Here is a 25,443-nt window from a genome sequence, read left to right as displayed (position 1 = left end):
AAGTCTTTATAATGCCGTATTTTACCGATACAGAGGTTACATGGAATCACTGCAAGCAATTGAGCTCTTCGCCGGTCTTAAACCCGACGGCCAGCCCATGGTAGAGCGCCTGCCCGTCAAAGCGTTGCCCGATAATACCCTACAGTTGGTGCGCTCACCGGCTTTCGTCAAGGGTTTGGCCAGCGGCGATGTCATCAAAGCCGACACCGGCAAGCGCGAATTTGAAATTGTAAAACACAGTGGCAATCTAAGTGTACGCGTGTTCACAAAAAACGATGCCAGCACCCTGGCCGACCGCCTCAACGGCCCGGTAGCCAAATTGGGGGGCGAATTGGATTTTGAAACCCCGCGCATGTTGATATACAGCATACACGTTAGCTGTGGTTTCAATAACATCGAGGAAGTCTTCAACCCGATTTCCGGCGATGACGCCATGTGGCAATACGGCAATGTCTACGACCCCGCCGATGGCGTAACACCGCTGAACTGGTGGCAGGCAATCTTACAACCGGAGTAACTACACGTGTTAATGGTCATTTCCCCAGCCAAAACGCTGGATTTTGAGACCCCTGCGGTCACCGATAAGTCCTCCACCCCGGACTTTCTGAAAGACTCGCGCGCCCTAATCAAGGAGCTGCGCGAATTATCACCGGCCGATATTTCCGGTCTGATGAGCATCAGCGACAAGCTCGGCCTGCTCAACTTCGACCGTTTTCAGGCCTTTAAGACACCGTTTACCGCGAAAAACGCCAAACAAGCCGTTTTGGCTTTTCAGGGCGACGTCTACACCGGCCTCAATGCCGAGGCGTTTAAGGCGCGCGATTTCGATTTTGCCCAAAAGCACCTGCGCATCTTGAGTGGCCTGTACGGACTGTTGCGCCCGCTCGATTTAATCCAACCCTACCGGCTGGAAATGGGCACCAAGTTTCGCAATGCGCGCGGTGACAACTTATACCAATTTTGGGGCGAGTCGCTCACCCAGGCCCTCAATCAACAGTTGGCAGAGCAAAACAGCCACACCTTGATTAATCTGGCCTCCAACGAGTACTTTAAGGCCGTTAAGCCCAAACAGCTGGACGCCGACATTATTACCCCGGTATTCAAAGACTGGAAAAACGGTCAGTACAAAATCATTAGCTTTTTTGCCAAAAAAGCCCGCGGCATGATGAGCGCTTATATCATCGCCAACCGCATTAAGGATGCCGAGCAAATAAAAGCCTTTAATATGGATGGTTACGCCTTTGACCCCGAGCTGTCCTCCCAGCGCGACTGGGTATTTACTCGCCGCCAGGACTAAACCCCCACCTTGGGCGCCAAAATCGGCTATCCTAGAAGGTAGTCGTTTCTTACAGAGGGCCAGGCATGGCTTTACGCATTCTTGTGGCGGATGACGCCGGCTTCATCCGCGACATGGTGAAAAAAAACCTGCGCGAACGCATACCCGGCGTAGAAATTTTTGAGGCCGCCGACGGCAGCCGCGCCCTGGCTGCGGCCAAGGGTCAAACCATGGACCTGATACTGTCTGACTGGGAGATGCCCAACCTCAGCGGTGAAGAGCTACTGCGCAGCCTGCGCAACGACGAGCGCTATCAAGCCACCCCGTTTATTATGATCTCCAGCCGCGGTGACCGCGCCCACGTGGTCAAGGCCGTTGAGGCCGGAGTCAACGACTATATTTCCAAGCCGTTTACCCCCGATGAGCTTATCCGCAAAGTTTTTAAACAGCTGAAAAAAATCGGCAAACTACCCAAGTTACCCGGTAAAGGCGGCCAGGTGCAGGGCAACCAAGGGCACGCCTTCGGCTCGGTGGATGTACTCACCGGCGGCGGGGCAAGTGAAACACCCGAAAAGGCCAGCCCACGCAAAAAATTCAAAGCGCAGATTCGCTTCGATAATAACAAGCCAGCGGTCGCCTGCGTGATTCGCGATTTAAACCTGCAAACTCTCAGTGCCGCCCTCGCCCGCGATAACGGCCTGCCCAACTTATTTGATCAAGTTGTGGTCGACATCGGGCAAGAAGGGGTGGCCGAACACGTGCAGCTCAACGCTTATGTGCACAGCCTGCAAGCTGCCGAGTCCATCCCCACCAGCCGGGTGGTCAAAGCTGTACTGCGCTTTATTGATAACGATGCGGCCAAATCCGAACAACTGTCACGCCTTATCGGCTAATGTAAAAGCACTATGAACTGCCCCCACACCCAGTTTTTGCAAGAATGTCTACAGCTTGCCAGTGACTCCGCCGCCAGCGGCGGTGGCCCCTTTGCAGCGCTGGTAGTCAAAAACAATACCGTCATTGCCCGCGCTTGCAATACAGTGACCTCAGGCCTAGACCCAACCGCCCACGCCGAGGTCAACGCCATTCGCGCCGCCTGCCAAACTTTGCAGAGCCACCAACTGACCGACTGCATTATTTACTCCAGCTGTGAGCCCTGCCCCATGTGCCTGGGTGCCATCTACTGGGCGCGCCCAACTGCGGTTTACTTTGCCGCCGATCACAAACAAGCGGCGGCGGCCGGGTTTGACGATTCGTTTATTTACCGGCAAATAAAAAAGGACGGCGCCGATCGCACCATCCCTTTTCACCACGTGGATCTCAGTCAATCCGAGCGGCCTTTTTCCCGCTGGCAACAAAATAGCCAGCGAACCGATTACTGAGTGGGTGCCGGCTGCAGTAAATCCTTAAACTGTGGCTCGGGTGCTTGCATAAAAGTCTCGCGATCGGCCTCGGTCGCCGCTTCATTACACTCGCCCCGAATGGCCAGCTGGCCTCGCTTGGCGGACTCTTCCAAGGTCATGTAGCCCTCGCGACAAAAACCTGTCTGCTCAAGCTGAACCAGCAGAGCCTCGTGTGCCTCGGCCAGCATTTTGCCCGACTCCTCGGCGCCCTTATCACCGCGTTTATCGCCCCGGTCGCCGCCGCGCCCACCGCCGCCACCCGGCGGCCCACCAGACCGACCGCCCGAGGGGCGGCCACCGGCACGGCTCGAATCACCACCCGAGGCGCGCACCATTTGGAACATAAACATCTTTGAGCCGTTCTCGGTAATACTGGTGTGAAGCCGCTGCTCTAACACCGGCGCTTTGCGCTCGGGACCACTGGAGCAACCTACTGCACTCAACAAAGCCGCACCCACAGCCGCCGCTAATATCCGCTTAATCCACATAGCCCAACCTCAAAAAAGAAAACCCTATTGTAAGTTGCGTTATGTTGCCTGAAGTTGCGCTACGTAAACTAAGGTAAACCCTTATTGCCGGCTCTTACACTACGTAAGCGGGAAGTAAAATAATGTATAAATGCCCTCTCAGGCGCACATAACCGGCGGTTTGTCCTTACAATACGCGCAGTCTTACTCAGGTTAAACGACAAATGAAATTATTCAGAAATAAACGCACATTAGTGCAGGTATCAGTCGTCGTCGTTATCGCATTATTGACACTGTTACTTGTTCACTACTTTACCCGTAACAGCGACAACCCAGAATATATTTGGCACACGGTCGAGCGCGGTTCAATCGAAAACGTTATCGCCGCCAGCGGCTCATTGGAGCCAAAAGACTATGTTGAAGTCGGCGCGCAGGTGTCAGGCCAGCTCGAGAGTTTGGCGGTGGATGTGGGCGATGTGGTTAAGCGTGGCCAACTGCTGGCCGAGATTGACGCCACGGTCTTTGAAACTAATGTCATGAGCGCCGAAGCCAGCCTGGAAAATAAACGCGCGCAGTTAGAAAAACTCTACGCCGAACAACACTTGGCCGAAGAGCGCTTAGAGCGCAACCGCAACCTGTTTGCCCAAAACGCTATTAGCCAAGATACCTTAACCGCTAGCGAAACCGACGTAAAAGGATTAACGGCAGATATTCGCGCTATGCAGGCACAAATTAAAGCCGATAGCGCATCGCTCGATGGCGACAAAGCCACGCTTAACTACGCCAAAATTTACGCCCCCATGGACGGCACCGTTGTCTCTATTGCCGTGCGTGAAGGGCAAACACTCAACGCTAATCAAAGCGCACCACTGATCATGAAAATTGCCGACTTGTCGGTACTCACACTGCGCACTGAAGTGTCTGAAGCCGATGTCACTCAAATTTATGCGGGCATGCCCGTTTATTTTTCCACCCTGGGCGCACCCGATAAACGCTGGTACTCCACCGTGCGCCAGGTATTACCCACGCCGGAAGTGGTTAACGATGTCGTGCTCTACCAAGTGTTAATCGACATCGAAAACAAAGGTTCGCGTTTAATGGATTCCATGACCGCGCAGGTATTCTTTATTGAAGCGCAAGCCGAGGATGTACTGACCATTCCCACCGGCGCACTGCGCCGCGGCCCCAAGGGACCGAGTGTGATCAAACAAACCGCCGAGGGCAGCGAACGGGTGGCCGTTAAACTGGGCATGCGCACACGCACCCAAGTCGCCGTAACCTCCGGGCTGAGTGAGGGCGACAAAGTGGTGGCCGGTATTCGCAACCCCGACTCAAGCGCAACGTCAAACATTGACCGTCGCGCCGGTAACACCATGGGTGGACCACCGCCCGGTGGTGGCGGTGGTGGTGGAGGTCGTCGCGGTGGCTTCTAATGCACTGATCAATTTGTCGAATATTGGCCGCTATTATCAATTGGGTGAAACCCGGGTAGACGCTCTAAAAGATGTATCGCTCACCATCGAGCGCGGTGAGTTTGTCGCCATTATGGGCCAGTCCGGCTCGGGCAAATCGACGCTGATGAATATTCTCGGCTGTCTGGATCAACCCTCAAGCGGCACTTACGAGGTAGACGGCATCAATGTGGCCGAACTCAATGCCGATGAACTCTCGGCACTGCGTTTAAACACTTTTGGTTTTGTTTTCCAACGCTATCAATTGTTGGCCAATATCACTGCCCTCGATAACGTTGCTATGCCGGGCATTTACAAAGGCCAAGACCGTGCGAGCCGCCGCGAACGCGCCGGACAACTTTTGCAAAAACTCGGCATGGGTGAGCGCGCCCATCACAAACCGAGTGAACTTTCCGGCGGGCAACAGCAGCGCGTGTCTATCGCCCGGGCACTGATTAACGGTGCCGAGGTTATTCTGGCCGATGAGCCCACCGGCGCACTCGACAGCCAAAGTGGCGAGCAGGTACTGGATTTACTGCAAACGCTTAACCGCGAAGGCGTGACCATTATTCTGATTACCCACGACCGTCATATTGCCGAGCACGCCGAGCGCGTTGTGTCGTTTAAAGACGGGCAACTGATCGATGACACCGGTGCTAGCGCGCAATCCGCTGAGGTGCCAGCTGCGCCCAAAAAAGTGCGCGTATTTCCCAGCATTAGTCTGTTTGAATCGGCGCGAATTGCGCTCGGTTCTTTGCGGGTAAATTTATTTCGCACGCTCCTGACCCTACTGGGTATTATAATCGGCGTTGCCAGCGTGGTACTGATGATTGCCATTGGCGAAGGCGGTAAAGCCGAAGTGCTCGAGCGCATCGAATCCATTGGTACTAATCTAATTTCCGTGCGCCCCGGCGGCAGCAATCTGCGCCGCGACAGCGGCAACATTGCCACTCTAACCGTCGAAGATGCCGAGGCCATTGAAGCGCTGCCCGGGGTGAAAGCCGTTGCCCCCGAGCGCAACTCGCGCTCGACTTTGCGCTACGGCAATAAAGATTACTCCGGTCGTATTCGCGGCACCACACCAAGCTACTTTACCGTGCGCGATTGGGAGTTATCGCAGGGGGTGTTTTTCGAACAAGACGATATCGACAACTACGCCTCAGTGATGGTGGTGGGCGCTACGGTGGCGGAAAGTTTGTTTGATACAGGCGAAAACCCAATCGGACGTTTTGTTCTGGTCAACAGCGCGCCCTATCAAATTATCGGCTTGTTAAAAGCCAAAGGGTCCGACCCATCCGGGCAAGATATGGATGATGAAGTTTTAATTCCATTGACCACGGCCCGATTAAAAATGTTTGGTCGCGCTCACCTTAGCAGCATTACCATTCAGGCCACGGATACCCAATCCGCCGCCCGGCTGGAAACCGACATCGAAACATTATTGGTAGAGCGCCATCAAGCCGAAGATGTTCAGGTGCGTTCCACCGAATCATTGGTGCAAGCTGTCACCGCCGCGCAAGATACATTAACGCTTTTACTCGGCTCCATTGCCGCCATCTCTTTGTTTGTCGGTGGGATAGGGGTCATGAATATTATGCTAGTCAATGTTTCGGAGCGCCGCCGCGAGATTGGCCTGCGTATAGCCACCGGTGCCAAACCTTCCGACATTTTGCGCCAGTTTAATATTGAAGCGTTAGTGGTGTGTTTTTTTGGAGGCGTACTGGGCATTATCATCGGCTTTGCTGGCGCATTGGTGGTGCGCAGTTTTGACGTCGCCATTACCTTTACCCTATTGCCGGCGGCACTGGCCTTTGCCACATCCATCGCCGTAGGCTTGGTGTTTGGTTTTATTCCCGCGCGCAAGGCGGCTCGCTTAAACCCCATTACCGCACTGGCCGAGGAATAAAAATGCAGTATCGAATTTGGCTTATCAGTTTTATATTAACCGCCTGTGCCTTCAACCCCGAGCCACAGCAAAGTACGACACAAGCGCACACCGCCTATCAAAATGCACTGACTGGTACCGAGATCGCGCCGCTTACCGAAAGCACCTGGCAAGACTTTTTACCGGCCGAGCTGCAACATTATTTGCAGCAATTGCAAACGGACAACCTGGATTTACACATGGCCGAGTTGCGCATAGAGCGGGCCCGACAAGTGCTCAGCGCCAGCCGGGCCGACAACTGGCCCAGCGCTAGTGCCGGGTTAAGCAACAGCGACAATTTTGATAACAGCGGCCGCACCGGCAGCAGCAACAGTTTTGACATCAGCGCCAGTTACACCCTGGATCTTTGGGGCGAGCGCGCCGCGGGCATCAAGCTGCGCGAGGCTCAACTGCAAGTGGCAAATTGGGAAGCCCGCGCCAGCTTAATTGCTCTGCAAGCGCAGTTTATTCGCACTTACTTCGACACACTCAGCACTCAGTCACTGCGCCAAGTTGCCCAGCAAAATCTGACCGCCAGTGAAAAGCTATTGGCGCTGTTTGAACTCACCTACAACGCCGGCGGCACCTCGGGCCTGGAGTTGCGCCAACAAAAAAATCTGGTGTTGAATGCGCGCACTAAATTAGTCGGCCTAGAGAGCGAGCTAAATATTAACCGGCGCGCTCTGGCGATTATGTTGGGGCGCTTAGACTTGCAAACACCTGAACTTAACACCGACTTCGATGAACTCACTCTGCCTCAAGTGGCCGCCGTGCAAAGCGCACAACTGCTGCAACAGCGACCCGATATTCAAATTGCCACCTTAGCGCTGGCCGAAAACGAGGCTTTGATTCACCAGGCCAAAACGGCGCGCTGGCCGGATCTTAGCTTGAGTCTCAATTGGGGTATTGACGATATTCTGAATGGGGCCAGCGAATGGGCGGGCAGTATTCGCGAAGCCGCTTCGCTACTGTTGTTTGACGGCGGACAAACCCGTGCCCAAATACGCATCGCCGAGCTAGACGCCGATATCGATTACGCCAGCTACCAATACACCGTAGCCGACGCCTATCGCGACACCATCGACCAGCTTGAAACCCAGCGGTTAAGATCACAGCAATTAGACATTGCGCAGGATAAATTCGCTAACAATCAAAGTCTGTATGATATTGCCAAGGCCCGCTTTGACGCTGGCGATACGGATTTTTTAAACTTGCTCCTCGCCCAACAAAGCTGGTTTAGCGCCAAAGAAGAGTTAGTCGCGAGCAAATTGAATTACCTACAGGCACTGGTCAGCGTGTACGAGGCTATGGGATCGACCCCGGCACTGGCTGACAACACAGAAGTTTAAGCGTAAGCAGATAAACCTAAACGGGGGGCGGGACCCGATTGCACCTCGCGATACGCGGCAATGGGAGCGGGCAAGCTGGATGTATCTTCGCGCTCAGGGTTGAGCGACTCCCAGAAACTGAGCGCCGAACGCAAATCGCTAAAACCCAAAGTTGAAGCACCGCCAGAACCACTTGGCCCTGCGCCCACAGTTGTCGGTTCGGCGGCGGCAATAAAATCACCGGCTTGGTTATCACGCGATGCCTGTTCACGGTTTTGGCCGTTTTGGTCGGCGCGCTCAATAAACAGCTCAATTAAAGGGTCGAGCTGGCTGACTTCCCCGGTTTGAGTGCCTTCATCCAGCCGCTCGACCGAGCGCCGATTGTCGTTGTTGTCACGCCGGGGCGATTCGACCTGATTGACCGGCCGGCTCGAGCGCTCGGCCGGATTGACCCGCCCGGGCTCAGACACTGCCTCGGTCGGGCGCAGCGTTGCGCCTTGCAACGCATACAGATTGTAAGAAGAGGCGGACTGAATCACACAAATACCCGAGTTTTTCACGGTCGACAGGGTTTAAAAAATAGCCAATTTGGCAAATAAATACCAGCTTTTACGTGAAAAAATGCAATTTTTTCTGCCAAGGCTATAAATTGCCAAACGCGACCTTGCCACGAACCGCGTCTTTATTCACCATATCGGCTCGCTTTTATCTGTCGGATATCAACCTTGTTTACTCTCCCCACTCCCACCCAGTTCAGCGCTTTTAAAGCCGGTATTGGTCTGCTGACCTTACTTGTCGGCGCCTGTGTACAAGCCGCAACCTATCAACCTAGCGCAGCTGAGCAAGCCCGGGCCGATCAAGCCTACCGAGCCTTTAGCACCGCCATGCGCGACGCCGACTACGAGCGCGCCTACCAACAGCTGCACGCTCGCCTAAAAAAAGCCCAAAGCTTGACCGAATGGCGGGCCGGCGAAGAGCGTTTTGCGCGCGCGGCGGGCACTCTAGTGGGATTTTTTAACCCCCGCGCCAGCTGGCATTTCGATCCACCGAACGCCCTAGAGCCCGGTTTTTACGTAGAGTATCGCCATCAATGCCGCTACGCCCGGCTCGACCCCTGCTACGAAATACTGGTGCTATTTTCCCCTATGGGGGAGCACTTTTCCCTCATTCGTCACAGCCGCCACTATATAAACACCCAAACCGGTAAACGCTCCGGCGAGTTTATCCATATTCCAGGGCAGCACTCGCGAATACGGCAGTAAGGTCTGAGGTCTGAGGTCTGAGGTCTGAGGTCTGAGGTCTGAGGTCTGAGGTCTGAGGTCTGAGGTCAATAATCAGCTTTAATGAAAAAACCTTTAATGCAAAGGCGAGTAAGACAATTAATCGATGTACACATCGGGGCGGTAGCGATAGTGGCCGGTTATAGGGTAGGAAAATAACACATCCTCAAGGCGCGGCCCGGCACCGATATTATGCACAATGAGCGGGCGATTTGTCTGCGCGGACATTTGATTGGTAACAATACCAATATGGGGCAAGTTGCCCGGCAACATCCAACTGACAATATCACCGGCTTGGTAGTCGGCTGCGGTATTGCTTTGCGCAAGCTCGGTGCCGTGGCGGGCAAAAAAAGTTTGCAGATTGGGTACCCGGCGATGGTCAATATTCGTATCGGTTTTGCTCAGCCCCCACATTCGCTGCGACGGGTAAAGGTCAAAGTGCGCAAGCATATCCTCGTGCACTAATTGTTGTAAATCCACCCCCAGAGTGCGGTAAGCGCGAATCACAACATCGGTACAAACACCGATATGCTCTGGCACATCGCCATTGGGGTATCCAATCGCGCGGTAAGAGCCATCGTAGGTAATCTCGTGTTGTGTACGCTCTTCAGCCGCACTCGCCAATTGCCGGTCAAATGTATCGGCACCGGCCAGCGGTGCAATCAGGAAAAAACCACAACACAGAGCCAACTTATCCATGGCGACACTCAATCCGAACGCATTGGCTTAATACCAAAACGAAAAATACAACCGAATAACATTGGCGTCGAAGTTATACATGGGCTCTTCGCCCACACTGGCCTGTTCCGTTAATACATTGCGAAAGTTTTGATAGTCGAACTGGAAGTGATCCCAATACAGATTCACTGTGCTCTTATCAAAAACCCAGAGCCACTTTTGCGGCACATTCCAAGTGACACCCAGACCGATGGTGTCGGAGGTGTATTCGCTCAGCTCTTTATCGCGGGCGAGGAAGTTTTGTGCATCGCGATAGGGGAATAAGTCCGCGTAGAAATCCGCTTGGGTTTGCTCATAGCTGCGGTATTTTAATTCAAACAACCAGCGCTCACCCACCGGGTGGGTGTAGCGCAGCGCCCAGTTGCTGGCGTCAATGCCCCAACTGTCCTGGTACCAGCGATAGTCGGCGCGCAAACTGGCGCGATAGGGCAAATAGTAAATAGCGCGCAGGGCGGCGGCATCGGAATTTCGTGTTTCGGGGTAGAGCTCTTTTTGGTAACTAAAGCCCTGAGCCGCTGTGGTATCGAGATAGCGCACCTGGCGATAGGGATTATTTAAAAACCCTTCATCCACGGCGGACTCAACATTGATTGCAGCGATTAACGACTTGGTTAGAATTTGCGTTAAGTTCAGTTGGTAGCGGCGACGGGCCACATCTTCTTCGAAGGTGTCGTTGCCGTTTTGGCCGACCACATCCTCACCATAGCTCGCGCCTAGGGTTAATGTCGTCAGGTCACCAAAAAAACTTTGGCTGATATTAATGCTACCGGTTTGCGCACTGTAGTCGTTTTCTTCACTGCTGGTGTAACCGGCGCGAATAGTCGTGCGGTCGTTTAGATACTCAGCGCCTACCGAATATTCGGTGCGCTCTTCGGTGTATTCACTGGCCGTAGCCAACACATCGATCGAGGCGCTGGAAACCATATCCACATAGTAGTTGGCTGACACGGCAAAACTGTTGCCGATATTTTTGCGCACCAGAACCGACGGCCCATCAATGGTGGCACCGCCGCCGTCGTAACTGTGGTACATCACATCCAAACGATCGGGGGCCAACACCTCGGCTTTAACCCAGCTGCAAGTCAGCAATAGTAGCGCTGCAACTAGAGCGGCCAGCGTTCTGCGTTCCGCGTTCTGCATTCCGCCCCACCTATTAATTACAGCCACAGCCACCTCCACTGGCACCATCGGCGCCGCGCGCCGCTTCGCGGGCCTCGTACACATGGTGCAAATAGCCATTGGCAATGGGGTCGCGATCGAAGCTCATAATCTCATCGGCCAGGTGTGCGCGCTCATAGGGTTTAACCCAAGGCGTGCAGGCGCCAACGAAAACCGTTAGCGCCACCAACAACCCAACGCGACCCCAACGCATCATTCAGCCAACAGCTCGCGCACTTGGGTTCGATATTTTTCTTCGTACCCTTTGGGCAGGCCGCGGTGTTTGTAGCGAATATTGCCATCGCGGTCGATCAAAATAGTGGTTGGCATCGCATCAATCCCGTAGGCCTGACTGGCTTTACTTTCCGGGTCAAACACAATGGGGAAGCTCACCCCCAAATCTTTAGCCATGGCGGCGGCCGCGGCGCTGTCTTGCTCCACATTTACCCCCCAGAGTACAAACCCCGCGGCGCTGTAGCGCTGATGTATTTGCTCCAGCACGGGCATCTCTTTGCGACAGGGTGCGCACCAGGTGGCCCAAAAGTTGAGCATAACCACATTGCCTCGCTGCTCTTCTAAGCGCAGGTTTTCACCACCGTTACTTTTTAAAGTAAAGTCGGGGGCGACATCATTCGCCGCCACCTGTGCGGTGCAAAACACACTGCAAATAAACGCTAAAGATCGTAATGTTTTAATCATTCCGTACTCCTAAAAATACACGGACAGGCCCAAGCGGCCTTCAAAATTATTCGTGTTGCGCGACTCGCCAAATAACTCGTGGCTAAACATATGATCGCGCATACCCACATCCAGCGCGAACCAATCGGTTAAATAGAGTTTGTAACCCGCCCCCAGGGTGTAGCTGGCGTAACGGTTGCCGGCAAACTCGGTATTGCCACCCCCGGCGGTAATATAAAAGTGGGTATTAAACGCCGTATTCGCACCCAGGTATATTTGGCCCGGAAACAGTTTATAACCCAGCGATAGAGCGTAATAGGTGAGTTCGCGCTCCTCGTCACTCAATAACTCCACCGTACCGCTCAATAATTCGTAGCTGGTTTTATTGGCGTCGCTAATACCGTAAATCGCCTCGACAAAAAAATCTTCGGTAATGTGATAAGCGATATTGGCACCGGTCACGGCGCTGCTGCCAAAATCTTCAATGCCCAACACGCCACCGTATACGCCGATTTCAAAATTCTCGGTATCGAGCATATCCTCACTGATGGCGCGGCGTTCGATATCCGCCCCCACAATCGGCTCCAGCGGGTCGTCGCTTTGCCCGCTCGCTGCCAGTGGTGCCAGGCAGCAACCGGCTAAAAGAAAACGTTGAATCCAACTCGCCATTCGTTTACCTCATCGTTGTTCTCACGGGTGGTGAGCAGGTAGTGGTTGGTGTAATCCAGGCGCATAAAAAAGCGGCGCGACAAATACACATAAGTACCCAGGCTCGCTTGCAGCACGGAGTCTTCCCTATCGACGGTGTCCACCAAGGTGGCGCTGGGGTGAATTTTTATACGCCCGGCACCCAGACCAATATAAGGCGATACCCGCCAGTCCGGAAACGGTTGATGGGTCAGCCCGCCGGCGATAATTTCGCTGTCGGAGAACTTACCCGCTTGCTGGGCATAGCGCGCCTCAATGGTTAAGTGCTGAGTAAAGCGGTAGCCGAGCGTTAAGGTTGTGGAATCGGCGCCGCCAAAATCGCCAAAGCCCGCCCCCACTTCAAAGCTACCTGCCACAGAGTCGGCGCGCGAAGCGTCGGAAAAATCGGGAGTCTGGCCGGTAGCGTCTAAGGTCGCCAGCATCGCTTCGCGTTTTACCCAGCCCTCGGTGCCGTTTTCAGTTTGCACTTTAATCCACTGGGTGCGGCTTTTAAGCAGTGTGATTTGCTCGCCTTTTTCCAGCGCATGAAAAATTGGATAACCGCGCCCAGGGCCGGAGTAAACGTCGATATAAACTCTGTCGACGGTCACCACTAAAGGCGCGGCCTGATCAAACCAACCCGCCTGCACCGGCATCGCTAAACAGGCGCCGAGGGCCAGCACCAGGGCTGTCATTGTGTTGCCAGTTGTTTGCATTAATCGGGCACGTCAAATGGGTCGTTATAGTATTGAGCACCGATATCCAACCACTCGGCAATCAGTTTTTGTTCGTGTGCATTGAGCAGGCCGCGATGGTCAAAGGTCGCGTCTTCTTGATCAAAGCGGTTCATGCGGTTAAAAAAGCCGCCGCTAAAGCGCGCCCCGGCCGATGACATTAAGCGGCTCACAGGCACACGCACCAAAATAGGAATTGGGTTGCCCTCGGCGTCGAGAATCAGCTCGTCTTCTTCGTCGCGCTCAAACTCTCCGCTTTCGATCAGCACGTCCTGCAATACCCCTTCGACCACCTCTTGCTCAAAGTGCGTTGCCAACAATTTGCGATACGAGGTGATATGCGGGGTGTTGTTCTCGCTGGCGGTTAAGTCTAACTGGCCCGCCGGAATCTGTACAAGGCCATCGGTATCGACGGTATTGTGACAACTGGTGCAGGTGTTATCGGCCAACAGGCTGCCATCCTCGGCCAGTTCCAGTCGCGGCTCATCCCACAGGGGCTGAATATGTTGCGGATAGTGAATCACTGTGCGGCAGGCGGCACTCCAGCGTTGCTGGCACAGCTCGGTGGCGGGCAGCTTGGCGGGGTCCGGCGCAGCGTAGATATCCGCATAGCGATAGCTGATATCAGGGTCTTTGGCGCGCACGGAGGGGTCGGTCCAGTCATCGGTAAACTCGATATCCACACTGGGCGTGCGAACACCGGCAATACGCGCGTAGACTTCGGCCATGGTTTCACCCATATCGGCAAACAGGGCGGGCTCGGTATTGGGGAAGGGCTGGCCGGTGGTTTCGGCCCCGGTATTGATGGACGCGGGCCCGGCATTGGCGCGGCCGTGTGGCACGGGCGAGCCATCTTCATGGCACCCTTTACACTGGAAGGTTTCGCCCGGGCGCACCTGCAACCAGTGCTCGTGCCGATCGGAGATACGCTGGCCGCTGGCATCCACCACCGACACGGTAAAGGCAACATCGGCCGGCACCAGCGTTTTGACCGAACCGTCCGGCTCAATGGGGACGTAGCCTAAAATTTCTTTAAACCGCTGCGCCCCGCTAAAACCAAAAGCGCTGCCGGGAAAGTTGAGAATGTCATCCGGCGGCAGCGACACCGCTTTGACCAGGCGCAAAAAACGCGCCGGGCGCTCGGCGGCAGTGGTTTGCGCCGGGTCGCGCAGCGCACTCAAGCCCTGAGCACTGCTGTCTTCACCATCGATGTCATACACACTGCGTATATGCAGCACCCCCAGGCCCTCTTCGGCCAAATCGGCATCCACTTCGGACGCCAGATATGGCGCCGGGGCGCGCGGCTCCAGGGTGATCAAATCGGTGTAGTAGACATCTTCGCGGGGCACAATGACCGGCTGTTGCAGGTTGTCGTCCAGGTTGTACAACCAAAGTCCATAAACCGGCGGCGCGGGCTCAAGGGCCGGCTCCACGGCTAAATTCTCCTCCGTACAAGGCAGGTAGCGCTCGGTGCTACCGGCCTCTTGCGGGTCGGCGGGCTCGGTTAACCGGCACTGGCTCCAGCTCACCAACAGGCGATTGGTGCCATCGTTCAGAGGCGCCAGCGCGGAAAACTCACCGTGGCGCGAAACACTGCCGTCAATCATTACCGGCAAGACCGTTAAGGTATCCAGCGCGGCGGTATCGGCCTCGGTATCCTCTTCATTGAGTGAGTCCACCGAGCGGTTGTCTTCGACATAGTCGCTGTGGTTAATGGCGAGCATATCACCACCGAGCAAATTCTCGCGCGGTTTGTAAATACCCACCAACCGGCCATCAGGCATGAGTTCTGGGTTAAATAGCCAGGGCGTTTCATCCTCCAGGCGGGTGTTATAACCGTAGTGCAGGCGCAGATCGGTGCCGTCGGGGCGGGCGGTGTAGTAGCTGACGCGGTTATTGTTGTAGTTGTCGGCGCGGGTAAACAGCAGGCGGCCACTGTTCAGCAGCAGTGGGTCCCACTCGTGACTTTGGTTGTATGACAGCTGGCGAATGTCCGAACCGTCGTCATTCATAGAGTGCAACACAAAAGCCGGGCCATCGCCGCTCTCGCTCTCGGCGGCGTATTGGGCTTTGTCGTCATCCAGTAAAATAGCGCGGCTGCGCACCTGGCGGGTAGAGGCAAAAACGATACGCCCATCGGGCAGGTAGCGCGGGTTTATATCGTCGGCTTGCTCGGCGACGATATCGGAGTCTATCACCCGGCGCAGTGTATCCAGCTCCAGGTTGTACTCCCAGATATTCCACTTGGGCTGTTCGTCCTCATCGAGGTCTTCAATCTCCGGCGCGCGCATGGCAAACAGCAGGCGATCGCCGTCGGGGTGGGCGCTCAGATCTTTGACATCCACCTCACCCTCGGCAAACGCGCGCGCACTGATATTGGTGGTGAGCGCATCGTCGGTGGCCCGCTCTTTAATAAACAGCTGCGCCCCGGGGTTAAACTCATCGCGTCGAAAGGGGTCGGGCGGCAGCAACTCACCGGCGTCATCGCGCGGTAGCGGGCGCTCGATGTAGGCGATGGGCAAGTCCACCACGACCGGGTCGGGTGCCTGCCCGCCGCCAGATACGCCACCCCCGCCTCCGCCGCCACAAGCGGTTAAGGTCAGCACCGCCAATGCCGAGGCAAAAATAGGCGCGGCTCGATCCGGCAGGCGACGAGCGCGGGGGCGATATAGTGGGAGCCTCGTCATGGGTGAGCCTTCTCCTGGCGGCGTAAAGTTATCAAACGTTCGCTATTCTAGCGCCACCGGAGCCAACAACTGCGGCTATTTGGCGGATTTGTGAATGGGTAGACACCCGCAGCAGGTTTGAACACTCAGGTTTCCCCGCTGCATCCGCCTATAATAGGGGCACCTCTGAACAATAGTGTGGTACCTCTGGCTTACAACGCAACTCGCAATCTAGGCGCTACTTTGAGGGAATGTCTAGACCTTCCGAAAAGTAGCAACGACGAGTGCGGGTTGCGCTTGAGGTCTCGCAGAGGCATTACTCTATTATTCAGAGGTGCCCTAATACCTATTCTATACACCGTGGAGCCGGGGAATGTCCCTCACCCAACGATTTTTACAGCGGGCGCTGTGTCTGAGCCTGGCACTGTGCAGCCTGCAGGCAGTGGCCGGTGCGCGCGAACAAGCCCTGCAAATACACTCCCGGGTAGCCGGGGTGCCGCCGTCCGAAGCCGTACTGCTGGAGATGACCAACCATATCGACAATAACGATGTGGCCGCCGCGGTGCGCCTGGCGATGGACAACGACGGCTTCTACCGCGCTACCTTAAAAGCCATGGCCACGCCCTGGACTAACCGCGACCTTACCCCGTTTGCGCCTCTTAACGACTACACCGCCACCGTTATGGGGCTGGTGCGCGACGAGCGCGACTTCCGCACCCTGTTGTATGACGATGTCCTGTACACCGGCGCGGACAACCTCGGCCTGCCCCCCTACAGCAGCGCCAATAACCAACACTACCAAGCGCTGGAAACCGCCGATGTCGCCTTGGTAGACGCTCTGAGCGCGAAAACCCAATCCAGCTTAACCGCGCTGCCCAGCGAGGCCACCGCCGGGGTCATAACCAGCCGCGCCGCCGCCAAGGCCTTTTTTGTTGCCGGCACCAACCGCGCGATGTTCCGCTTTACGCTGCTCAACCACCTGTGCCGCGACCTGGAACAAGTGCACGACACCACAGGCATACCCGATCGCATCCGCCAGGATGTCAGCCGCAGCCCCGGCGGCGACAGCCGGGTGTTCCTCAACAACTGCATAGGTTGCCACACCGGCATGGACCCCATGGCGCAAGCTTTTGCCTATTACGACTACGAATACGACCCGAACACAGACCCGGACGCCGAGTTTGGCGCGATCCACTACAACCTTGAGGGCGAAACCGACCCCGCCACCGGCACCCGGGTAGAGGCCAAATACCATATCAACGCCGGCACATTCGCCCCGGGCTACGTCACACCCAACGATGAGTGGGACAATTATTGGCGCCGCGGCCCCAACGCTATTTTGGCCTGGGACCCAACGCTGGCAGGCGAGGGGACAGGCGCAAAAAGTCTGGGGCAAGAGCTGGCCCACTCCGGTGCTTTTGCCAGCTGCCAGGTGGAAAAGGTATTCAATCAGGTGTGCCTGCGCCAGCCCGGCAACAGTGCCGACCGCGCCCTGGTAACCAATGCCACCGCCAATTTCGCGGCCAGTGGGTACAACTTAAAGCAGGTGTTTATCGACACCGCCGATTACTGCAAGGGTGAATAATATGGCGGCGATCAAATCACACCTGAACACAATAGCGAATTACCTCTCTCACTGGGCGGGTAGCGGCGCCGGTTACCGCTCGCCCCACAATGCCATAAAGCGCGAAAAGCGCTGCACACCACTGAAAGTTACCGCACTGTTGGTAGGCGCAACCTTGCTAGCCGGCTGTGGCTCAGACAGTGGCGCACCCACCACCCCCAACGTCAACCCGGACACCGGCAGCGGCGGCAACACAGGCATTGAGTACGACGGCCCGCCACCACAAACCGACGATATACAACTGTTTAAACTCAACGTGTGGGACAATCTGGCCGCGCCCGAGCGCTGCGGTGAGTGCCACGGCGCCGGCGGCCAGCAACCGAGCTTTGTGCGCAACGACGATATCAACGAAGCCTACCGCATTGCCGAGCCCCTGATCGACCTGGGCACACCGCAACTCTCGACTCTGGTGAGCAAAGTCGGCGGCGGCCACAACTGCTGGCTGGACAGCGCCACCGCCTGCGCCGATATTATCGAAGGCTATATCACCAGCTGGGCCAGCAGCGTCGGCACCCTGACCAACGAAATTGTTCTGCTCCCGCCCGAGGAGCGCGAGGTGGCCGACAGTAAAAACTTTACCAGTGACCCCGGCGCGTTTAGCACCACCGTCTACCCACTGCTGAGCCAATATTGCAGCGCTTGCCACGCCGAGAGCGCCCCACTGCAACAGCAACCCTATTTAGGCAGTGCCGATATTCAGGTCGCCTATGAGGCCGCGCGCAGCCGTATCCGCCTCGACAGCCCGGCCGACTCGCGCCTGGTGCAGCGCCTGGCGCTGGAGAGCCACAACTGCTGGAGCGGCAACTGCACCAGCGACGCCAACACCATGTCGCAGGCCATCACCGACTTTATCGCCACCTTACCGGTCACTGAGGTAGACCCCAACCTAGTCATCAGCAAAGCGCTGCAACTGGGCGACGGCATTATCGCCAGCTCCGGTGGCCGGGTAGAGAGCGACCTGATCGCCAAATACGAATTTAAAGCGGGCGATGGCAGCATCGCCTACGACACCAGCGGCGTAGAGCCGGCGGCGGATTTAACCCTATCGGGCGACGTGGAGTGGATGTCCAGCTGGGGGCTGCGCCTGACCGACGGCAAAGCCCAGGCCGCCACCGCCACCAGCCGCAAACTGTTCGATTTAATCACCGCCACGGGCGAATACAGCATTGAGACCTGGGTGATTCCCGACAATGTCACGCAGGAAGAGGCGCACATCGTCAGCTACTCCGGCAGCACACAGGTGCGCAACTTTACCCTGGGCCAAACCCTGTACAACTATGACTTCTTCCACCGCAGCTCCACCACCGATGGCAACGGCATGCCCGCCCACTCCACGGCGGATGCGGACGAGCGCTTACAAGCTAGCCTGCAGCACGCAGTGATCACCTTTGACCCGGTAAACGGCCGCCGCATTTATGTAAACGGCGAGTTTACCGGCGATATGGATGCAACCGAGCCCGGCAACCTCAACGAGTGGGACTCAAGCTACGCGCTGGTGGTGGGCAATGAGGTCTCCTCCGACCGGCAGTGGCTGGGCAGCTTGCGCTTTTTAGCCATTCACAACCGCGCCCTCAGCCCCGAGGCAGTCGCCGCCAACTACGCCGTGGGTGTGGGCCAAAAGTACTTTTTGCTGTTTAACGTCAGCGAACAGGTGGGCCTCAGCCAGGCCTATGTGGTATTTCAAGTGCAGCAGTTTGACGACTACAGCTACCTGTTTAGCGACCCTTTCTTCGCCAGCCTGGGGGACGAAGCCATCCCCACCGTGGCGCTGGAGGGCATTCGCATTGGGATTAACGGCCGCGAGGCCATCGTCGGCCAGGTATTCGCCGCGCTGGATACCGAAATAACCGCCGCCGCGTATGTGGATGGCAAGCAGGATTTATCCCGCCAGGGTGCGGTGATCGGCCTGGAGCAGGGCGCCGAGCTGGACACCTTCTTCTTAACCTTCGACCGCCTGGGCGAGCACGAATCCGTGCGGGTAGAGGCCGAACCGCCGGCGGCGCAACCCCCGGCCGATATCGCCGACCAGCCCAGTATTGGCATCAAAACCTTTGCCGCCATCAACCAGTCGCTCTCGGCCATGACCGGCGTCAGCCACAACACCGAAGCGGTATTGGCCACCTATCAAAAGGTCGAGCAGCAACTGCCCGTGGCCAGCCAACTGGACGGCTTTCTCGCCGCCCAGCAAATGGGGATTACCCAATTGGCCGTGTCTTACTGCAGCGCACTGGTGGACGACACCAGCCTGCGCGCCGCATTTTTCCCGGGCTTTAACTTCAGCGCCCAAGCCGCCAGCGCCTTTGACAGCAGCGGCCGCAACCAAGTGATAGAGCCCTTACTGGGCGCACTGGTCGCGGGCGAAATCACCGGCAGCACACTCGCCAACCAGCCCGACCCGGACACCATACGCGCCGAGCTAAACGGCCTAATCGACACCATGACCGCCTGCGGCGGCAGCTGCGACAACGCCCGCACCGCCACCACCGTAAAAGCCACCTGCGCCGCCGCACTCGGCAGCGCGATTATGTTGGTGCATTAAAAATGTTTTGACTTCGAAGTGGAGAACGCGGAACTGCTTGGGTTTATCGCCCGTTTACAACTGAGCCGAGCGGAGGCTTATTTTAGTGGGTAAGCAAACAGGGACAAGGTGAATGCCAAAGGCAGAGAAGGCAGCCTGGGCTGCGTTTGCGCAAGTATCGTCAGGCCACGGACAAGGTGAATGCTGTGAAGCAGCAGAGAAGGTGCCCTGGGGCACGGCGCGTCTATGCGGCCCTCGAAAATTTGTCGGAGGGAGGACACCCCGAAGGGGCCAGTTGTTGGGCACAGTTTTGACGTGAAGGGATTCACTAATGTCGCGAGCGCACGGACAAGGTGAATGCCGAAGGCAGAGAAGGCAGCCTGGGCTGTGCGCAGGAGCGACGCAGTTACTTTTTGCGTAAAAAGTAACACGCCAATTAAGGCGTAAATAATCAGGGATAGTAAGTAACTCGCAACGCTCGGCGACACGGGCATCTATAAACAAAGGCAGGCTCAGGAGCCACGCTATGCGTAAAACCAAACACCCCCTGCATCCGGACGCGCCGCTAAAGCTCAACGACCACGGCCGCCCCATTACCCGGCGCGATATGATCTGCCAGGGTTTTTACACCGGCGCCGCCACAGTGGTGGGTGGCTCCGCGTTTAGCTTGTTTGCCAACCCGCGCCAGGCCGAGGCGGCGCTGTCGTCCGATTTGGCCGCCATGCGCGACGCCTGCGGTATCAGCACTCAGGGCGCGGGCAAAATTCCGTTTATCTGTTTCGATTTGGCCGGCGGCGCCAATATTGCCGGCTCCAACGTACTGGTGGGCGGTGCCGGCGGGCAAATGGATTTTCTCTCCACGGCCGGTTACAGCAAGCAGGGCCTGCCCGGCGATATGACGCCCCAGAGCGGCCAGGGCAACTTTATTAATCAGGATTTAGGCCTCGCCTTTCACTCCGACAGCCAAATGCTGCGCGGCATTTTAGAACGCATAGGCGCCGACCGCGCCGCCAATATTAACGGTGCAGTCATTCCCGCTCGCTCCGAAAACGACACCGGTAACAATCCCCACAACCCCATGTACGGTATTAATCGCGCCGGGGCCGGTGGCTCGCTGCTGTCACTTATTGGCTCGCGCTCCAGCGACTCGGGCGGCAACTCAATGGCCCCGGAAGCACTGATTAACCCCGAGGCACGCCCCACCAAGGTGGACCGCCCCAGCGATGTCTCTGGCCTGGTGGACGTGGGCGATTTAGTCGGCCTGCTCGAGCAATCCGACACCGTGGCGGTGATGGAATCCATGGCCCGTATCAGCAACGCCAAGCTGGGTGCGGTCAATACCGGCAGCGTGCGCGATACGATGTTAAAAGACTTAATGCGCTGCGGCTATGTCAAAAGTGCGGACCTGGCCGATCGCTTCGGCGACCCGTCCGCCATTGACCCTGTGGCCGACCCGGACATTGTCGGCCCCGCTGGTATTTTTACCTTTGACGAGTTCGACTCCGATGGCGAATTTCGCAAGGCCGCCTCGGTCATGAAACTGGTGATGAACGGCTACGCCGGAGCGGGCACCATTACCATGGGCGGCTACGACTATCACACCGGCGACCGCGCCACCGGCGAAATTCGCGACCTGCGCGCCGGGCGCTGCATCGGCGCCTGTTTAGAGTACGCCGCCCGCATCGGCGTGCCGGTTATGATTTATGTATTCTCCGACGGCTCGGTGTTCTCCAACGGCATGCTGGACGAATCCGCAGAGGGGCGCGGCAAGGGCGTATGGACCGGCGACAATCAGCAAACCGCCGCCAGCTATTTTTTGGTGTACAACCCCAACGGCCGGCCCGGTATCGTTGGCGGCTCGCTGGAAGAGCAGGCCATCCACCAACAACTGGGCTACATGCGCCAAAGCGGCGACGTGGAAACCGCATCGAGCCCGGCGGCCAACAATGTGAATTTGTTGGTGGAAACCTTGGTGCTGAATTATATGGCGCTGCATAACGAGCAGCATTTATTCCCCACGCTGTTTCCCCAGCATGGGTTGGGGACGTCCACTTTGATGGATCGGTTGACGGCGATGAATCCGATTGTGGATGGGGGGATTGGGAATCCGGTTTAGGTTTGCACCTGCCGGTGCGGGTGGGTTTCGCCCTTGGGGGCGAGTGACTTTTTAGCGGTAAAAAGTCACCAAAAAGCCGTCCCCCCGAGATCTTCGCCTTCGGCTTCCCTCGCTCCGGTCGATTTTGAGGGTCGGAAAAAATCGCGGTCCTCGCGCTTTTCCTTAATCGCGCGTCCATGCGCGATTAACCCCCAAAATAGGCCTCCGCTCGGCTGGATCTAAGGGGAGTTGGGTGCGGTGCTTCGTAGTATAATTAAGATCTGGTTTGAATTGAGTAAACTGTCTCCGGAATTCCGTAAAAGGGTCTTTGGCGCATCGATATAGTTTGGGCGCGGTTTACGTTGGCGGCGGCAAGAAAATATGATAGCTAGCTCTACTAATTTTCCTCTGGTGAGTCAGGTTCTTGAGCGCTCGCTGGTGCGGCTTAAGAACAGCTGCGCTCGGATTAAGACACATTGTTTGGCTTCGATAACTGTAAAATAAATCCTTTAGAATCAGTGGGTTATAAAATAACTAGTAGTATTCGTCTTAATATTAAATATTGTATAATATGTCGTTGTGCAATAGAATGTGCAAAGAGGTGTGCAACACCCTAAAACAAGACGTCTTGAGCTGGGAGCAGTAATGAGTAACCATATATCGGTCAAATTCTTTGGCTTAATGTATTCGGCTGTCCCTGACGAAACCTTTGCTGCGAAGCTGTCTGATTTGCAGGAAAGGCTTCGCCGTTATTTTCCTCGTAAAGAAGTTCCGGTTATTCAGGGGTTTAAATTCCATGTCAATGAACGTGGTATCCCTACTCAGCAGGTAGAAGAGACCCATAGGGAGCTTCATATGGTTGATGCCCATGGTTTGTGGGGCGTTAAAATTGGTAATTCCGGAGTTGCTTTTTCAACTGCAAGATACGTTTCTTATGATGAATCAGTTGCTTTCATAGAAAAAATTGTGGATGTCATTACAGAGGTGCTCGGTGTTTATCACTTTTCGCGAGTATTTTTACGCAATATTAATTTATTTAATCTTGTTGAGGGTGAGCAAAATCGTTTTGTAGACATAAAGAAGGAGAGCTACTGGGGGCGCCAGGAGTTTGACACGTTAAAAGACAATTTCATGTGTAATGGTGCTTCCACGAGACACGAATACTATTCCCAAGATTATAAAACGCAAATTCAGTTAGCCAGTGGTGTCGTTCTGAGGAATCAAAGTGAAATACCTCAAGATGAGTGGGATATATGGAAACTAAGGGGCGCAGTTCCGGTTCAGAATGAATCTGAGGCAAAGTTGCTTGTGGATATTAACGCTGCTCGCCATGAGGCGCCAGTGAATGATCCGAGGCAACAAAACAATGTTTCTGAGTACAGTTGGGATGCTGTAAAGCGATCGCTTGACGAGTTGCATAACATAGTAAACAACGTTTATTTTGATATTACTACAAAGGATTGAAACTATGTTTCTAAAAAAATCTGCAGCCTTTGCTCTAACTACATCTGCGGCTTTTTCACCGCAGCTTTGTCAGGCAGAGATCACGCCTGTTGTTATGGTTAGCGAGTCCTCTATGCCTCAAAGGGTTCCTGACGATTTTTTCAACATAGCGATGGAAAAACCTGAAGACGTGGTCGAGTCAAATTCCAAGCCTGAACCTCTTGGCGCCCTTAAAATATACAAAGAACTGAAAGATGATTTTGGGGTTTCGCACACCGAAATGTCTAAGTGGTTAGGTGTTACTAGAAGGTCCCTCTACAATTGGAAGTACGATCCTGAAAAAGCAAAGAAAAATGGCCCTAGGATTGAAAATCGTTTAGTTGCCTTGTCTTTGTTAAAAAATGAAATGGAGCCTGAGCATCGTCCCTTGCTTTTCAAAGTTGCTTTCAGCCCCATTTATGGTGACCCTAAGTTTGGTGGTGATATTTTGGATGGTGCAGAAAGCAACCAGTTGCTTAGCTGGTATGACAGCCTTTTCTCTAAATTTGAAGCATACCGTTCGACTTTGTCCTCCAACGAAAAAATTGGTTGAGGTAGGGTTTGTCGAGAGAAGTCTTAATCGAGCAGGGGTGGAGAAGGCATAGCGTTATTTCTATGTCTGAAGATAGTCTTAAGATTCTTTCCCCAGAATTGCCAGAAAAAATTATAGGTATGGCTTCTGCCCAAGGGGCAGTTATTCTTGTTGCTTTATATGACTGTGGAGTTGTGAACGGATGTTTTGATCAAGAGCCTTGGGTGCAGCTTTTGGTGGCAGTTCCTGCTGAATTTAATAAAAATCTATCCAAAGGACGCAACGCAAGACGATTACATTTCCGTGTGACTAAAGACGGTGAAGATCTAAATTTTGAGACAAATGCCTTAGGCATTAGCCAAGTGAGTCGTGAGCTGCTTCTGAAGTTAAAAATTGACGAGTCATATCGCTTAGGTGATACATCTAAATCCGATTTAAAGCAGTGGCTGGCGGAACGATACAGGCAGGATACTTGGCCAGACGCCTTTAATGCTGCCGTGAAACGGCGTGAAAGGCAGCTCAAAAAACTATATAAGCGATACAATGAATTCGTTGGAGGCTTGTATTTACACCTTCACTCTTACGAAGAGTTATCAGGTGGTAAATATACAGTTTCTATTATCCTTGCTATCGAATCTGGGAAGTTGAGAGCTCTTGTAAAGCATATACGAGAGGCTCGTCCGGAATTTAGCGAAAAAAATATTGATGCTGTTCTGGCTATTTTGTCCAATGAAGTGCTAGCTGCATTTGGGGATTCTGTTACGTTTCGTGAAGATAGGACTAATCTGGTACATGGAGTGGCGATAGAAGTTAAAGAGGAAAATAATATTACTCTTGACGACCTTCGACATTTTTCAAGATTCTCACCATATGCCCTATCAGAGTTTGGAACTGGCAATCCTCTTCCCGCTGAAATGACCCCCTCAAAAACTTAAGAAAGACCGCGTCCCAGGGTTAGGCTGAACTTGCTACAGTTAGAATCACCGGGGAATCACCGGGGTCAGATACCCTCTTGAAAATCAAGCTTTGAAAGCGGTATTTTCGCATTAAAATGGGTTTCTGACTTCACGACACCGTAGATCATGTGAACCAGCTTCCTCATACTGACCCCAATAATCGCTTTAGGTGTAAGTCCTCTTACCTCGAGTCTTGTTGATGCGGCAATGATGACGGGGTTGAAGCGTTTGGCCACCATGCCGGGCATAAAAAGGGCTTTCCTCGCAGCATTATGTCCAGTACGTGACAGACTGCTTCGTCCATTAATCGATGTTCCAGACTGTTTCTGCTTGGGTGTGACGCCTAAAAGAACAGGGGTCAGGTCTACGATTTATGATAGTCACCGGGGTCAGGCCTTACATTTTACACTTCGGCGTGAATTGTAAGACCTGATCTCGAAGGCTTTTGA

The 25,443-nt window shown here is 54.9% G+C and carries 24 protein-coding genes; 14 read left to right on the top strand and 10 right to left on the bottom strand.

Annotation, left to right across the window (positions count from 1 at the left end; all coding sequences use genetic code 11):
• Window positions 1-40 precede the first annotated feature (40 nt).
• From Q4563_RS11460 to Q4563_RS11445, 4 genes are all read left to right on the top strand, one after another.
• Window positions 41-517, top strand: coding sequence for a DUF4265 domain-containing protein (locus Q4563_RS11460; protein WP_215976654.1), 477 nt, complete (start codon window positions 41-43; stop codon window positions 515-517).
• A 6-nt stretch (window positions 518-523) separates the two neighbouring features.
• The gene (yaaA, locus tag Q4563_RS11455) at window positions 524-1,297 is read left to right on the top strand and encodes a peroxide stress protein YaaA (RefSeq protein WP_303604583.1); all 774 of its coding nucleotides are present in this window, start codon (window positions 524-526) and stop codon (window positions 1,295-1,297) included.
• A gap of 65 nt (window positions 1,298-1,362) precedes the next feature.
• Window positions 1,363-2,169 (top strand): response regulator, encoded by an 807-nt coding sequence (locus Q4563_RS11450; protein ID WP_215976652.1) that lies wholly within the window; start codon window positions 1,363-1,365, stop codon window positions 2,167-2,169.
• A 12-nt stretch (window positions 2,170-2,181) separates the two neighbouring features.
• Entirely contained in the window at window positions 2,182-2,655 is a 474-nt protein-coding gene (locus tag Q4563_RS11445) for a nucleoside deaminase (protein ID WP_303604582.1), read from the top strand.
• On the opposite strand, the gene Q4563_RS11440 is transcribed toward Q4563_RS11445, so the two are convergent.
• Window positions 2,649-3,164, bottom strand: a complete 516-nt coding sequence (locus Q4563_RS11440; protein WP_303604581.1) for a hypothetical protein — start codon at window positions 3,162-3,164, stop codon at window positions 2,649-2,651. The two genes, Q4563_RS11445 and Q4563_RS11440, sit on opposite strands and share 7 nt — an antisense overlap.
• Before the next feature lie 203 nt (window positions 3,165-3,367).
• Between Q4563_RS11440 and Q4563_RS11435 the strand changes: the two genes are divergently transcribed.
• Genes Q4563_RS11435 through Q4563_RS11425 form a run of 3 tightly spaced genes read left to right on the top strand, consistent with a single transcriptional unit; the run spans window position 3,368 to window position 7,867 of the window.
• Window positions 3,368-4,576 carry an efflux RND transporter periplasmic adaptor subunit gene (locus tag Q4563_RS11435; RefSeq protein ID WP_215976649.1) on the top strand — a complete coding sequence of 403 codons (1,209 nt, stop codon included), beginning with the start codon at window positions 3,368-3,370 and terminating at the stop codon, window positions 4,574-4,576.
• The gene (locus Q4563_RS11430; RefSeq protein WP_303604580.1) at window positions 4,521-6,500 is read left to right on the top strand and encodes a MacB family efflux pump subunit; all 1,980 of its coding nucleotides are present in this window, start codon (window positions 4,521-4,523) and stop codon (window positions 6,498-6,500) included. Before Q4563_RS11435 ends, Q4563_RS11430 begins: the two co-directional genes overlap by 56 nt.
• Before the next feature lie 2 nt (window positions 6,501-6,502).
• Window positions 6,503-7,867 (top strand): TolC family protein, encoded by a 1,365-nt coding sequence (locus tag Q4563_RS11425; RefSeq protein ID WP_215976648.1) that lies wholly within the window; start codon window positions 6,503-6,505, stop codon window positions 7,865-7,867.
• On the opposite strand, the gene Q4563_RS11420 is transcribed toward Q4563_RS11425, so the two are convergent.
• Complete coding sequence (locus tag Q4563_RS11420) at window positions 7,864-8,385, bottom strand: hypothetical protein (RefSeq protein WP_215976647.1); 522 nt, start codon at window positions 8,383-8,385, stop codon at window positions 7,864-7,866. The two genes, Q4563_RS11425 and Q4563_RS11420, sit on opposite strands and share 4 nt — an antisense overlap.
• Window positions 8,386-8,571: 186 nt before the next feature.
• Between Q4563_RS11420 and Q4563_RS11415 the strand changes: the two genes are divergently transcribed.
• Window positions 8,572-9,108, top strand: a complete 537-nt coding sequence (locus Q4563_RS11415) for a hypothetical protein (protein ID WP_215976646.1) — start codon at window positions 8,572-8,574, stop codon at window positions 9,106-9,108.
• Between the two features lie 117 nt (window positions 9,109-9,225).
• On the opposite strand, the gene Q4563_RS11410 is transcribed toward Q4563_RS11415, so the two are convergent.
• From Q4563_RS11410 to Q4563_RS11380, 7 genes are read right to left on the bottom strand one after another with little or no spacing between them, the layout of a single operon-like run.
• Entirely contained in the window at window positions 9,226-9,825 is a 600-nt protein-coding gene (locus tag Q4563_RS11410) for a DUF1287 domain-containing protein (protein ID WP_303604579.1), read from the bottom strand.
• 27 nt (window positions 9,826-9,852) lie between these two features.
• Window positions 9,853-11,004 (bottom strand): DUF3570 domain-containing protein, encoded by a 1,152-nt coding sequence (locus Q4563_RS11405; protein ID WP_215976644.1) that lies wholly within the window; start codon window positions 11,002-11,004, stop codon window positions 9,853-9,855.
• Between the two features lie 13 nt (window positions 11,005-11,017).
• Window positions 11,018-11,236 (bottom strand): DUF4266 domain-containing protein, encoded by a 219-nt coding sequence (locus Q4563_RS11400; RefSeq protein WP_215976687.1) that lies wholly within the window; start codon window positions 11,234-11,236, stop codon window positions 11,018-11,020.
• The gene (locus Q4563_RS11395) at window positions 11,236-11,721 is read right to left on the bottom strand and encodes a TlpA family protein disulfide reductase (protein ID WP_215976643.1); all 486 of its coding nucleotides are present in this window, start codon (window positions 11,719-11,721) and stop codon (window positions 11,236-11,238) included. Before Q4563_RS11395 ends, Q4563_RS11400 begins: the two co-directional genes overlap by 1 nt.
• A 9-nt stretch (window positions 11,722-11,730) precedes the next feature.
• A complete protein-coding gene (locus tag Q4563_RS11390) occupies window positions 11,731-12,369 on the bottom strand; it encodes an outer membrane beta-barrel domain-containing protein (RefSeq protein ID WP_303604578.1) in 639 nt (212 codons plus the stop codon).
• A complete protein-coding gene (locus Q4563_RS11385; RefSeq protein ID WP_303604577.1) occupies window positions 12,339-13,082 on the bottom strand; it encodes an SH3 domain-containing protein in 744 nt (247 codons plus the stop codon). Before Q4563_RS11385 ends, Q4563_RS11390 begins: the two co-directional genes overlap by 31 nt.
• Before the next feature lie 20 nt (window positions 13,083-13,102).
• Window positions 13,103-15,808 carry a hypothetical protein gene (locus tag Q4563_RS11380; protein ID WP_303604576.1) on the bottom strand — a complete coding sequence of 902 codons (2,706 nt, stop codon included), beginning with the start codon at window positions 15,806-15,808 and terminating at the stop codon, window positions 13,103-13,105.
• Between the two features lie 352 nt (window positions 15,809-16,160).
• Here Q4563_RS11380 and Q4563_RS11375 point away from each other — a divergent pair, with 352 nt between their 5' ends.
• The 6 genes from Q4563_RS11375 to Q4563_RS11350 all read left to right on the top strand — a co-directional run bounded on the left by Q4563_RS11375 (window position 16,161) and on the right by Q4563_RS11350 (window position 24,973).
• Window positions 16,161-17,372, top strand: a complete 1,212-nt coding sequence (locus Q4563_RS11375) for a hypothetical protein (RefSeq protein WP_303604575.1) — start codon at window positions 16,161-16,163, stop codon at window positions 17,370-17,372.
• Between the two features lies 1 nt (window position 17,373).
• On the top strand, window positions 17,374-19,950 hold the full coding sequence (locus Q4563_RS11370) for a LamG domain-containing protein (RefSeq protein ID WP_303604574.1): 2,577 nt from the start codon (window positions 17,374-17,376) through the stop codon (window positions 19,948-19,950).
• 505 nt (window positions 19,951-20,455) lie between these two features.
• A complete protein-coding gene (locus Q4563_RS11365) occupies window positions 20,456-22,045 on the top strand; it encodes a general secretion pathway protein GspF (RefSeq protein WP_215976637.1) in 1,590 nt (529 codons plus the stop codon).
• Window positions 22,046-22,669: 624 nt separating this feature from the next.
• A complete protein-coding gene (locus Q4563_RS11360) occupies window positions 22,670-23,488 on the top strand; it encodes a TIGR04255 family protein (protein WP_303604573.1) in 819 nt (272 codons plus the stop codon).
• Window positions 23,489-23,492: 4 nt separating this feature from the next.
• Entirely contained in the window at window positions 23,493-24,059 is a 567-nt protein-coding gene (locus Q4563_RS11355) for a hypothetical protein (protein ID WP_303604572.1), read from the top strand.
• Window positions 24,060-24,121: 62 nt separating this feature from the next.
• Window positions 24,122-24,973, top strand: coding sequence for a hypothetical protein (locus Q4563_RS11350; RefSeq protein ID WP_303604571.1), 852 nt, complete (start codon window positions 24,122-24,124; stop codon window positions 24,971-24,973).
• 65 nt (window positions 24,974-25,038) lie between these two features.
• On the opposite strand, the gene Q4563_RS11345 is transcribed toward Q4563_RS11350, so the two are convergent.
• Window positions 25,039-25,356: a transposase gene (locus Q4563_RS11345; protein ID WP_303604589.1), complete on the bottom strand. Its 318-nt coding sequence runs from the start codon at window positions 25,354-25,356 to the stop codon at window positions 25,039-25,041.
• Window positions 25,357-25,443: the final 87 nt, after the last annotated feature.

This window comes from Gilvimarinus sp. 1_MG-2023, from assembly GCF_030548285.1.
The sequence above is the reverse complement of the archived record's forward strand: the minus strand, read 5'-3'. Positions and strand labels throughout refer to the sequence as shown.